This window comes from Acinetobacter sp. YH12108 (assembly GCF_013419055.1).
Lineage (GTDB): Bacteria > Pseudomonadota > Gammaproteobacteria > Pseudomonadales > Moraxellaceae > Acinetobacter.
On the sequence record NZ_VPAW01000031.1, the window covers coordinates 22114 to 34225 of the forward strand.

At 42.8% G+C, this 12112-nt stretch carries 10 protein-coding genes; 7 read left to right on the forward strand and 3 right to left on the reverse strand.

The window, feature by feature from the left end:
* Positions 1-38: 38 nt before the first annotated feature.
* Positions 39-1391, reverse strand: coding sequence for an 8-oxoguanine deaminase (locus tag FTU46_RS14985; protein ID WP_180105253.1), 1353 nt, complete (start codon positions 1389-1391; stop codon positions 39-41).
* Between the two features lie 39 nt (positions 1392-1430).
* Positions 1431-2372, reverse strand: a complete 942-nt coding sequence (locus FTU46_RS14990) for a LysR family transcriptional regulator (protein ID WP_180105254.1) — start codon at positions 2370-2372, stop codon at positions 1431-1433.
* Between the two features lie 281 nt (positions 2373-2653).
* Between FTU46_RS14990 and FTU46_RS14995 the strand changes: the two genes are divergently transcribed.
* The 7 genes from FTU46_RS14995 to FTU46_RS15025 all read left to right on the forward strand — a co-directional run bounded on the left by FTU46_RS14995 (position 2654) and on the right by FTU46_RS15025 (position 11196).
* Positions 2654-3709, forward strand: coding sequence for an aromatic ring-hydroxylating dioxygenase subunit alpha (locus tag FTU46_RS14995; RefSeq protein WP_180105255.1), 1056 nt, complete (start codon positions 2654-2656; stop codon positions 3707-3709).
* 118 nt (positions 3710-3827) lie between these two features.
* Positions 3828-4313, forward strand: coding sequence for a nucleoside deaminase (locus FTU46_RS15000; protein ID WP_180105256.1), 486 nt, complete (start codon positions 3828-3830; stop codon positions 4311-4313).
* 690 nt (positions 4314-5003) lie between these two features.
* Positions 5004-6035 (forward strand): BMP family ABC transporter substrate-binding protein, encoded by a 1032-nt coding sequence (locus FTU46_RS15005; RefSeq protein ID WP_257224665.1) that lies wholly within the window; start codon positions 5004-5006, stop codon positions 6033-6035.
* 111 nt (positions 6036-6146) lie between these two features.
* Positions 6147-7748: an ABC transporter ATP-binding protein gene (locus FTU46_RS15010; RefSeq protein ID WP_180105258.1), complete on the forward strand. Its 1602-nt coding sequence runs from the start codon at positions 6147-6149 to the stop codon at positions 7746-7748.
* A 15-nt stretch (positions 7749-7763) separates the two neighbouring features.
* Positions 7764-8858, forward strand: coding sequence for an ABC transporter permease (locus FTU46_RS15015; RefSeq protein WP_180105259.1), 1095 nt, complete (start codon positions 7764-7766; stop codon positions 8856-8858).
* 24 nt (positions 8859-8882) lie between these two features.
* Entirely contained in the window at positions 8883-9803 is a 921-nt protein-coding gene (locus tag FTU46_RS15020) for an ABC transporter permease (RefSeq protein ID WP_159123035.1), read from the forward strand.
* A gap of 25 nt (positions 9804-9828) precedes the next feature.
* A complete protein-coding gene (locus FTU46_RS15025; RefSeq protein ID WP_180105260.1) occupies positions 9829-11196 on the forward strand; it encodes an amidohydrolase family protein in 1368 nt (455 codons plus the stop codon).
* Positions 11197-11232: 36 nt separating this feature from the next.
* Here FTU46_RS15025 and FTU46_RS15030 read toward each other — a convergent pair whose 3' ends face one another.
* Positions 11233-11844: a hypothetical protein gene (locus FTU46_RS15030; RefSeq protein ID WP_180105261.1), complete on the reverse strand. Its 612-nt coding sequence runs from the start codon at positions 11842-11844 to the stop codon at positions 11233-11235.
* Between the last annotated feature and the right edge of the window lie 268 nt (positions 11845-12112).

The window sequence follows — 12112 nt, forward strand, 5'->3', positions numbered from 1 at the left end:
TTTTATATTTAAATAACAGGAATTCGCTAATAGATTTTTTAGGCCGCAAGTAAAGCTTTCGCTGCCTGACGATGTGCAGCCTGAACCGCTTCAAGATCCAGATTCAGAATTTCCCGGTTTTTAACCACCCATTGTCCATTGACCATGACATGTTCGGCACGGTCTGCACCGCACAGTAACAGACCGGCAATCGGGTCATGAATCCCTGAAAAGCGCACATCATCCAGACTATAAAACGCTAAATCTGCCTGAAAATCTGCTGCGATTTGTCCTAGGTGCCTTTCACGTCCCAGTACCTGTGCCGAGCCTTGTGTGGCCCAGGTTAAAGTATGTTCAGGCGTAATCACTTCTGCACCATATTTTAAACGTTGTAAATACATCGCCTGCCGAGCTTCCAGAATCAGGTTAGAGGCATCACCTGAAGCAGAGCCATCCACACCTAGACCAATGACTGCACCTGCTTCCAGTAGATCCATGGTTGGACAAATCCCTGAAGCCAGACGCATATTGGAATGTGGACAATGACAGATACCGACCTGAGCCTGTCCTAAGCGTTGGATCTCATCGGCATTAAAATGAATGCCATGCGCCAGCCAGGTTCTGGAATTAAGCCAGCCTACACTTTCCAGATAATCGACGGTGCGCATGCCAAATTTAAACAGACAAAATTCTTCTTCATCCAGTGTTTCGGCCAGATGGGTATGCAGACGTACATCCAGTTTTTCTGCCAGTGCAGCACTTTCTCGCATAATTTCTTGGGTGACTGAAAATGGTGAACATGGTGCAAGCGCAATATTGACCATCGCATCAGCACTACGCTGGTGATATTTCTGCACCAACCGTTCTGAGTCCAGCAGAATGGTGTCCATATCCTGTACGGTATGCTGTGGTGGCAAGCCACCAGAATCTTCACCCAGACTCATGGAACCTCGGGTCAGCATGACCCGAATCCCTAATTGTTCTGATGCTTCAACCTGAACATCAATGGCATCGGACAGCTGCTGTGGAAACAGATAATGGTGATCCGCAGCAAAGGTACAACCGGAAAGCAGTAATTCAGACAATGCAATTTGAGTGGCTAGATAATGCTGTTCAGTATTCAATTTGGCCCAGACCGGATATAAGGTTTTTAGCCATGGAAATAGCGGAGCATTGACCACGGGAGCCCAAGCACGGGTCAAGGTCTGATAAAAATGATGATGGCTATTAATCAGTCCCGGTGTAATCACCAAATTCTGGGCATCAAAGAACTGGTCATAAGGCGATGCTGGGGTTTGTCCCAAAGCCACCAGTTCAATAATTTTGCCATCGCGGATGACCAAGCCACCACGGGCATCCAGATCATTTGCGGTAAATACAGCAAGAGGGTTTTTAATCCATAAGGTTGTCATATCTTATTTCCAATAAATATTATTCGTGCTGTAGCTAAATCAGGCAGCACATGAAGTATTAAGCTGGTGTAATTTGATTTTTAAATCTTCCATCTGGTCGATCAGATGGTTCATCATGATTTGTGAGATACGGGAAATTTGCCGTTTCGGTGCCACACAAAGGGCAAGGGTCAGTGGATGCATACCTTTTTCAATGATCGGTTTAAACACCAGTTCATCACGTTCTAAATAAGGCAAAGCATCGATATAGGACAGTACACCAATTCCTAAATTGCGCTCTGCCAGAGCAGTAATCATGCGAATGTCATTACACTCCAGCTTTTGCTGCGGCATAAATTGATGATGTTTATACAGGCTATAGACATAGTCATGAATGATTAAAGGGGCACAGGGAATGAGATGCTTGAAATTTAAGGTGTCGGAAAAATAGATTTTTTCTGCCTGAGCTAAAGGATGAGATTTGGCCATCACAAATCCCACCGGGATTTCCACAAAAGACATGACTTCGAGCTGATTATGACTTTTAGGATTGAGCAGAATGCCAAAATCAACTTCAGCATCCATAATCATTTTAGAGACGGTATCACTTTCCTGAATCTGGATATTGAAATTGATCCAGGGATAGTTTTCATACATATATTGTAGAGAATCTAAAACGAAACCGTCACTGAGTGCCGCAATGAGTCCGAGTTCAATGCTGCCGCGTGATAAACCCTGAATTTCATCAAAACGTACACAGGTCTGATGGAATTCTTTTTGCCATTTGAGTAAATCTGCATACAGCAATTCACCCGCTAATGTCAGCTTCAGGCCACTCGGCAACCGTTCAAAAAGCACGATGCCAAATTCTTCTTCTGCTAGAGCAATCTGACGATGAATCGCGGAGACAGAAATATAAAGCTGATCAGCTGCTTTTCTGAGGCTGCCTGTTTTGGCTACGGCAATAAAATATTCTGAAAATCTTGAAAAAGTAATATTCATAAAATCACGTCAATCCACCTGCACATCGTTTTAATCACATAATTTTCAGCTAGAAACTAAGTGATTCTGGTTCTATGTAAGTGGATAAGCGATTTCTGTGCCAATTTTCAAAGAAATGGAACAGTAAAAGTTTTGTGTTCTATTTTTTGGAACACGGGCTACGAAACATTCTAATAGACAGTAGAACAGGCATTTGGCTAATTTTATAAAAGAACAACAAGGCAGCTTAATGAAATAAAAATTTAAGCCGTTGTCATGCAATAAATATTTGTGAGTGAACTATGAATGCGATCCCGGTGCTTAATTTATTCAGTCAACCGCACTGTAGCGGCTTTGACCCATCAGACTGGAATATCCTGGCTCAGCATTGGTATCCAGTTGCCCGTATTCAGGATGTGAGTACTACGCCACAGCAGGTACAACTTCTGGATGTGAAGATGGCCCTATATCAAACTGAGAGTGGCAGCATTCATCTGGTTCGTGATATCTGTCCGCATCGTGGTGTACCATTAACCAAAGGCTGGGTAAAGGGTGAAGAAATTATTTGTCCTTATCATGGCTTGCATTACAACACTCAAGGAAAATGCACCAAAATACCGGCTCAACCAGAACTAACCAACATTTCGGATCGTTTTACCTTAACCAAGTTTCCAGTGGTCTTGAAATATGGTCTGGTCTGGACCAGCCTGTTTAGCCGGGATGAATCAGAAGCTAATTTCCCTGATCTGGATACCTGGGACAGTGAAGAGCACCAATCCATCTTACCGCCATTTGTTGATATCAGTGGTTCAAGTGGCCGGCAGCTGGAAGGCTTTATTGATGTGGCGCATTTTGCCTGGGTGCATCATGAATCATTTGCTTCACGTGATAACCCGATCGTGCAAAAGTATTCAACTGTGCGCACCCCTTATGGCTTGCATACAGAATATGTCAGCGATGTCAGCAACTATCCACATAGCTTGCAGCATCTGGCACCCGAAGGATTTTTGTGGAAACGTGTGTTTGATGTTTATCCACCATTTTCAGCGATTTTAACGGTGCATTTTCCGGAAAATGGCATCCTGAAAATTCTAAATGCCTGCTGTCCGGTATCTCATAATCAAACCCGTTTATTTGTGCCATTGACCCGTAATTTTGATACGACTGGTGATCTGCAAGCGGTTTATGACTTTAACGCACAGATTTTTGCTGAAGATCAGGACATGGTCGAAAGCCAGAAACCAGAAGAATTACCTTTGGATATTACGATGGAAGCACATTTTGAAGCTGACCGTTCTTCGACAACTTATCGCCGCATTCTGGGGGAATGGGGCCTAAGCAAACGCTATATTGTTTAAATTAAATTTCCTCCTTTATGCACCCTGGTCTGTTGGGGTGCTTTTTTATTCCATATATGTCGAAAATCCTCTTTTTAGAGGAGCTATGACCATTGAACTACTAATTTTAGAGTAATTTATGCCACAGCCTAGCCATGAGCAAATGCTATCTTTTTTAAGATTATCCAATGAGGTTGCCAAGCGGGCAATGTCTTTAGGCCATCATCCTTTTGGTGCGGTGCTGGTTGCACCTGATCATGAAACGGTTTTACTGACCCAATGTAATATTGATACGGTCAACCATGCAGAAAGTACTTTAGCCCGGATCGCAGCCAGCAATTTTACGCCGGATTATCTGGCTGAATGCACCTTATATACGGCAGTTGAACCTTGCTGCATGTGTTCTGGAACGATTTATTGGGCCAATATCGGGCGGGTGGTCTATGCCATGACCGAAGAAAAATTATTGCAATGTACTGGAAACCACAATGAGAATCCGACCATGAGTGTTTCTGCTGAATATGTTTTTGCTCATGGTCAGAAGAATATTGAGCTGATTGGATCAATCATGGAACTTGAACAGGAAACGGTTCAATTGCAAAAAGACTTCTGGTCATCTCGGTGAAGATTTGAAATTATTCTTTTTATAATTCTACTTCATTTTATTTATATTATTTATAAGACCATAAAAACAGATTTTCTGGATTGTAGGCTCAATTTAAAACCCTGCAATCCAGTCTCTATTTTCTAAAAATGCTTTCCTTAATTTTCTATTTTTAAAAATCCATTTTATTCATTCAGTGCATTGCCAATTATAAGCCATTTATTGGCGCACACGATTTAGAGCTGACGCACTTATCTAGCGCAGATCAAAAGAAAATCACAAGAATTTTTAAATTTTCAATTTTATTAATTTCTCAACCTTGAGCTGAGCTTGGTTTTCTAGCAACTTTACTCATTGTCTTAGATTGATATCTATATTTCTCGGCTTATATTCTTAACTGTTCAACTTTTTTATACTCAATACTTGGTAGTAAATAATTGTAATTTATAAAAATAAATAAAAGAACAGATCATTCTAAAAATTATAAGTGTCTTGCAATCCACCTGTTCTATTTTTTGAACTGAATTGGAATAGAAGTTGCTAATTAATAGAAATATAGCAATCAGTAAAATTTTTGATGTCGATTCAGATCTTTTAAAGCCGCTATTTATAAAACTCAAATGGCATTCACGGAGGCAATTTATGCTGAATATGTCCAAACATAAAAAGATAATGAAAAAATTTTCACTGCCTGTAATTGCGGCTGCAATTATGGGTTTGGGGATCAGCAGTCAGAGCTTTGCAGTCGATAAAGCTGCATTTGTCTATATTGGACCAACCAGTGACCATGGCTGGACATATTCACATGATCAGGGGCGTATTAAAGCTGAAAAAGCTCTGGGCGGAAAATTCAAAACGACTTATATCGAAAATGTACCTGAAACGGCCGATGCTGAACGTGTGATTCGTAATCTGGCACAGCAGGGCAATAAAGTGATTTTTGCGACCTCTTTTGGTTATATGAACCAGATGGAAAAAGTCGCGAAGCAGTTCCCCAATACCGTATTCATGCACGCGACCGGTTATAAGCAGGGGAAAAACCTAGGCATCTATGATGTACGTACCTATGAAGGTGCTTACATGCTGGGTGTAGTGGCAGGGCAAACCACCAAAACTAATACCTTGGGTGTCGTAGCCTCATTCCCGATCCCGGAAGTGGTTCGTAATATTAATGCCTATACCTTGGGTGCACAAAGCGTCAATCCTAAAGTCAAAACCAAAGTCATCTGGGTGAACTCATGGTTTAACCCGGGTAAAGAACGTGATGCGGCTTTGGCACTGATTTCTCAAAAAGCTGATGTGCTGATGCAAAACACAGATTCGCCAGCAGTTGTGCAAGCTGCCCAGCAAAAAGGCGTTTATGCCTTTGGTTGGGATTCAGACATGAGCAAATTTGGTCCTAAAGCGCATTTGGCTGCTTCAGTACTGCACTGGGAAAAAATTTATACCCCAGCCATGCAGCAAGTGGCTAATAAAACCTGGAAACCTGCTGCTCTCTGGTATGGCGTAAAACAGGATGCAGTGAAAATCGAAAACTTCGGGCCTGCTGTTCCTGTCAAGGTGAAACAGTCCGCTTTAAATGCACAAAGTGCAATTCATAAAGGCACATTACATCCATTCCAGGGCCCAATCTATAAACAGGATGGAACTTTGGTGATTGCCAAGGGCGGAAAAATGACAGATGAAGCGCTTGGAAAAATGAACTTCTATGTGAAAGGAGTTGAAGGTTCATTGCCTAAATAATTCTTTCACTATTTGTATGACTTAAAAATAAAAGAAAGTAAATCCTGAAAAATCATCCCCCAGTCCATGAATCACTTTATGGACTGGGCCAAAATGAGTGGAGACTGAGTTATGAGCGATCTGCCTCACATGTCAAATGACATCGAAATGTCATCGCTCAATGAGCAGCAAATTCCACGACTGGAGCTGATCAATATCAGCAAAAGCTATAACTCATTGAAAGCAAATGACAGTATTAATTTAAAAGTCCAACCTGGGCAAATTCATGCCATTTTGGGTGAAAACGGTGCTGGTAAAAGTACCTTGATGAAAATCATCTACGGCGCCACGAAATCAGATAGCGGTCATATCGTCTGGAATGGCAAAGAAGTACAGATAGAAAGTCCGTCGATGGCCAGAAAACTGGGCATCGGTATGGTGTACCAGCATTTCTCGCTGTTTGAAACTATGACTGTGGCTGAAAATATTTTATTAGGTCTGGATGAGAAAATAGACCTGAAAAGCTTAGGGGCTAAAATCACCGAAGTATCAGAACAATATGGCTTGCCGGTAGATCCACGGCGTGAAGTTTTTTCTTTATCGGTTGGTGAGCGACAACGGGTCGAAATTATCCGCTGTCTACTCCAAAATCCGTCCTTACTCATTTTAGATGAACCGACCTCCGTATTAACCCCACAAGCGGTACGTCAGTTATTTAAAACTTTGCGACTGGTGGCTTCGCAAGGTGTTTCAATTCTTTATATCAGCCATAAATTACATGAAATCAAAGAACTCTGTGATGAAGCGACGATTCTGCGTAATGGCAAAGTCACCGGCTATGTATTGCCTTCTGAAAATAGTACCAGTGAACTGGCCAAATTAATGATTGGCCGGGAATTGCCGACGTATGCGCATGTTGAATATACAGGCAAACATCGCACGCTGTTTCAGGTAAAAAACCTGAATTACGAAACTGATGATCCGTTTGGTGTGTCCTTATCCAATATTCAACTCAACCTAAATTCCGGTGAAATTCTGGGCATTGCTGGTATTTCGGGTAATGGTCAATCTGAATTACTGGCTCTGCTTTCCGGTGAGCAAACGGCGAAAAAAGGTCAAGTCTTTCTATTAGATCATGACATTTCTGAACTCAGTGCAGGTCAGCGACGTGATCTAGGCTTGGGCTTTGTTCCGGAAGAGCGTTTAGGTCGTGGTGCTGTGCCGAATATGACATTGGCACAAAACACTTTATTGACTGCTTTTCGTCAGGGTTTAAACAAATGGGGCTTTATCCAGTTTGAGAAAACTGTCGCTTTTGCCCAGCAATGTATCGAAAAATTCGGAGTAAAAGCCGCAGGGCCACAAGCGGAAGCCCGCAGCCTTTCGGGTGGCAATCTGCAAAAATTTATTGTAGGGCGTGAAATCCTGCAACAGCCGAAAGTGCTGATCATCTCCCAGCCAACCTGGGGCGTTGATGTCGGCGCATCGATTTTTATCCGTCAAACCCTGATTGATCTTTCCCGCCAAGGCGTTGCGATTTTAGTGATTTCGGAAGAGCTGGAAGAACTGTTTGAAATTAGCGACCAGATTTGTGTTCTGGCTGGTGGAAAGCTGTCAGCACCTGTCCCGGCTAAAAATACCAATGCAGAACAGATTGGCCTGCTCATGTCAGGTATTCAGGCAGATCCAGCAATATTGGCTGAATCCGAGCCTGTCCATGAAGCGCATGCGTAGAGAAGAGGTGTAAATATGCATTTATTAGAACCTAGAGAACATCCTTCTCAATTAATGAAATGGCTCTCACCTGTGCTTGCATTACTCGCCATGCTGGCGGTAGGTAGCCTATTGTTTTTAATGCTTGGGGTGAATCCTGCTCAGGCTTTATATATCTTTTTTATTGAGCCATTGACTTCAGTCTATAATCTGAGTGAACTGATAATTAAAGCCAGTCCGCTGATTTTAATTGCCTTGGGTCTGGCTGTTGGGTTTCGTGCCCGTCTGTTTAATATTGGTGCTGAGGGGCAGTTGGCTATGGGGGCCATCTTTGGCGGTGGTATTGCCATCCTGTTTCATGAGCAGATCGGCTGGTGGATTTTAACTTTAATGGTGATTATGGGTGCGATTGGTGGTGCAATTTGGAGCCTGATTCCAGCGCTGCTAAAAACCCATTTTAATGCGCAAGAAACCTTGACCACCTTAATGATGAACTATGTGGCATTTTTCCTGCTGATGTATCTGGTCAATGGTCCATGGCGTGATCCAGATGGCATGAACTTTCCACAATCCTTAATGTTCTCGGAAAGCGCGACCCTGCCGCTGATTATGGAAGGCACACGGATTAACGCCTCAATTTTTATCACGATCATCGCAGTGGTGCTGTTCTGGGTTTTTATCCGTAAGAGTCTGATGGCTTATAAACTGGAAGTCAGTGGTCAGGCACCTTTGGCAGCTCAATATGCAGGATTTTCAGCAAAAAAAGCCATCTGGTTAAGTTTGGGAATTTCAGGTCTGATGGCGGGGATTGCCGGAATCTGTGAAGTTGCAGGTCCAATCGGCCAGCTCAATCCGAATATTTCACCAGGTTATGGTTATGCAGCCATTATTGTGGCTTATCTGGGCCGACTAAATCCAATTGGAATCGTACTTTCAGGTTTCCTGATGGCGCTGATCTATTTAGGTGGCGAACTGGCACAAATGCAGTTGCAACTCCCAGTCGCGATTACCGGAATTTTCCAGGGCCTGCTTTTATTTTTCCTGTTGGCTTCAGATGCCCTGATTGAAAACCGCTACCGTTTTACCAAAAAGAAAATCAAAAAAACCATGACCACTGCGCAAGCAGCCTGATCCAGATAGAAGAAGGATAACAACATGAGTATTGAATTAACCGCAATTGTTGCCGGAACTGTCGCTGCGGCAACGCCATTGATCTTTGCCGGGCTGGGTGAGCTGGTAGCAGAGCGTACCGGTGTCATCAATCTTGGGGTAGAAGGCATGATGCTGGTCGGTGCCATTGCTGGATTTGCTTTCGCTAGCCAGTATGAAGCCAGTGTCGCCAGCGCCTTATTTATGGGCGGATTGGCAGGCACATTGATGGCACTAATTTTTGCATTTTTTACCTTATCTTTAAGCACCAACCAATCCGCCTGTGGTCTGGCACTCACTATTTTTGGGATCGGGATTTCAGCCTTTCTAGGACAGAATTATGTCAGTACGGCCTTACCGGGTCTGGAAAACCTAAAAATTCCGGGACTCGCTGATATTCCATTCATAGGGCCAGTCCTGTTCCAGCAAAACTATGTGGTGTATCTGTCCATTCTTGCTTTTGTGCTGGTGTGGTGGGTACTGAGTAAAACCCGTTTAGGCCTGTTACTGAAAGCTGTTGGGGAATCTCCAGAAAGTGCACATGCCATGGGCTATAACGTGCTAGCGATTCGCTATGGTGCAGTCATGTTTGGCGGTGCAATGGCTGGTATTGGTGGTGCATTTTTATCTACGGTTTATACCCCAATGTGGATTGAAAATATGGTCGCAGGACGTGGCTGGATTGCAATTGCATTAGTGGTTTTTGCTGCATGGAAACCAACGCGCTTGATGTTGGGTGCATATCTATTTGGTGGTGTAACGATTTTGCAGTTTCATGCCCAAGCGCTGGGTCTAGAAGTACCGAATGAACTGTTATCGGCATTGCCATACATCGCAACCATTGTCGTCTTAGTCCTCATTTCACGTGACAAGAAGTTATTGAAACTCAATTTACCAGCGTCACTCGGCAAAACCTTTAGCCCTTAACCGGACAAATCTCAGGAATTACTTTATGAAAATTATAAGCGCAGATTATGTCCTGACCATGAACTCCAACCTAGACTGTATTAAAGATGGTGCCATCCTGATTGATGGTGCTCTTATTAAGCAGGTAGGAACATTACAGGAATTAACTCAGCAATATCCTGAAGCTGCAGTTACCCAGTATCCCAAAAGTTTATTGATGCCGGGCTTGATTAATACCCACTGCCACTCAGGCCTGCTACGCGGTACAGCTGAGGGTTTGCCGGTCTGGGACTGGTTGCAACAGTTTATTGACCCGATGCATCGGGTAGTGACTCCCGAAGATTCCAAAATTGCCTCTTATCTCTGCTATGCCGAAGCGCTGCTATCCGGCACGACTACCATTGTGGATATGTGGCGTTATATGGAAGGTAGTGCTGAGGCCGCACAGCAACTCGGTATACGTGCAGTGCTGGTGCCATATGTGGCTGAACATCCAGATCACAACTATTTTGAAACCCTCAATAGTAATGAAGCTTTAATTCAAAAATGGCATCAAGCCGCAAATGGGCGAATTCAGGTCTGGGTTGGCTTGGAACATCTGTTTTATGCTGAAGAAAAAGCCTTGGCACGTATCCAGAAAATGTGTCATGAATATCAGACGGGTTTTCACACGCATAGCAACGAAAGCAAGTTTGATGTTGAAGAAAACCTTCGACGTTATGGCGTGCGCCCGATCCAGACGCTGGAACAATTGGGCATGCTGGATGTACCTCAATGCCTGTTAGCGCATTGTGTCTGGGCCAATTCAGCAGAGATCGAAATTTTAAAACACTATAATGTTGGTGTCGCACATAACCCGATATCGAATATGAAACTGGCATCTGGCGCCGCCCCCATTACGGAAATGCTTAAACATGGCATTGCTGTAGGATTAGGTACTGATGGCGAGAAAGAAAATAATAATTTAGACATGTTTGAAGAAATGAAAACTGCTTCATTATTGGCGAAGTTTTCCGGTTTAGATGCTGCAGCACTGGATTCATGGTCTGTCTGTCAGATGGCAACTCGGACAGGTGCCAAAGCCTTAGGCATGCTGGATCAGATTGGTTCGTTAGAAGCTGGAAAACTTGCCGATATTATTGCAGTAGATCTTGCGACCCCAAGAATGACACCCTTGATTAATCAAGGCCCGTTATTTAATTTACATACCAATCTGGTACATGCAGTACAAGGACAGGATGTACATATGACCATGGTCAACGGTCAGATGGTGGTAGAAAACCGAAAACTGGTACGTGCTGATCTACAAATCTTAATTGATCAGGTCAATCAGGCTGCTCCAGCCTTGTTCCAGCGACGCGCAAAATGGCTCGCAGAACAGGGAAGTGCGGTTAATGAATTACAGCGCCTGTAAATAAAGTTTAAAAACTACCCCTAACTTTAAACAGGCTTATCTATGCTCCAGAATGGATAAAAAGGCTTCGATAAAGTTAGGCAGTCTTTTATGATGGATCTGACCAACCTTGATCACTTCATAGGTCAGACCATCAGCCTGAAGGTGGTTACTTTCAGCTTTTAATTTCTGCAAGGTTAACTGTAAGCCTTTTAACCATTCTTCAAGCGCCTTGATCGGGATATCATTTTTAAGATCTCCACCTTGCATGGCAGTTTTGAAATGACTCAAGGTCGTACTATCTTTAAAGCAGGCTTCAACCTGATGTTCAGTACTTTCAAACAGGTCATGCTTAATCACAAATAAAAATTTTCCAATCGCTGGCTTAAGCGCGCTGAGATAAATATTTTTTTCATTCAGGGTATATCTTTTATTTCTGGTATTAATAAATTCTGAATTCCAGCCTTGGGACTCTAGAAAATGATCCATTTCAGCGAAGATGAGATCAGTGACTTGTTCCTCAATGCGTTCTGCGAGTTCCTTTAGTTCATGACTGAGCACGATCAGGTTATTTTCCAGCTTTGAGCGCTGGGATTTTTCTTCATCATGCTGCTTGGATTGGCCCAAAATGGCTTGGAAGCGTTGTTCAGGCGTCATGATTTTACTCACTTGATATACAGCCTTGATCACTTAATCATGTGACTGAAAAGCTTTAATTGCAAGCAGGAAAAGAGGGGGGATATTTGGGAAGATTTTAAAGTAAAATATATACTTTTACTGACATAAATTATTGTTTTTAAATTTAATAATTATTATTAAAATATTTTTTATTTGGTTTTAAACTAGAATCGTTACATATTTTGTAGCGATTCAATTCAGTTAATGATCATTACTCGTTTTACTCAATATCACCCATTAAAAGATAAAACTTATATAA

Coding starts and splice junctions, on each gene's coding strand:
- FTU46_RS14995 (WP_180105255.1), top strand. CDS start 2,654: ATGAATGCGATCCCGGTGCTTAATTTATTCAGTCAACCGCACTGTAGC.
- FTU46_RS15010 (WP_180105258.1), top strand. CDS start 6,147: ATGAGCGATCTGCCTCACATGTCAAATGACATCGAAATGTCATCGCTC.
- FTU46_RS15005 (WP_257224665.1), top strand. CDS start 5,004: ATGGGTTTGGGGATCAGCAGTCAGAGCTTTGCAGTCGATAAAGCTGCA.
- FTU46_RS14990 (WP_180105254.1), bottom strand. CDS start 2,372: ATGAATATTACTTTTTCAAGATTTTCAGAATATTTTATTGCCGTAGCC.
- FTU46_RS15000 (WP_180105256.1), top strand. CDS start 3,828: ATGCCACAGCCTAGCCATGAGCAAATGCTATCTTTTTTAAGATTATCC.
- FTU46_RS15020 (WP_159123035.1), top strand. CDS start 8,883: ATGAGTATTGAATTAACCGCAATTGTTGCCGGAACTGTCGCTGCGGCA.
- FTU46_RS14985 (WP_180105253.1), bottom strand. CDS start 1,391: ATGACAACCTTATGGATTAAAAACCCTCTTGCTGTATTTACCGCAAAT.
- FTU46_RS15015 (WP_180105259.1), top strand. CDS start 7,764: ATGCATTTATTAGAACCTAGAGAACATCCTTCTCAATTAATGAAATGG.
- FTU46_RS15025 (WP_180105260.1), top strand. CDS start 9,829: ATGAAAATTATAAGCGCAGATTATGTCCTGACCATGAACTCCAACCTA.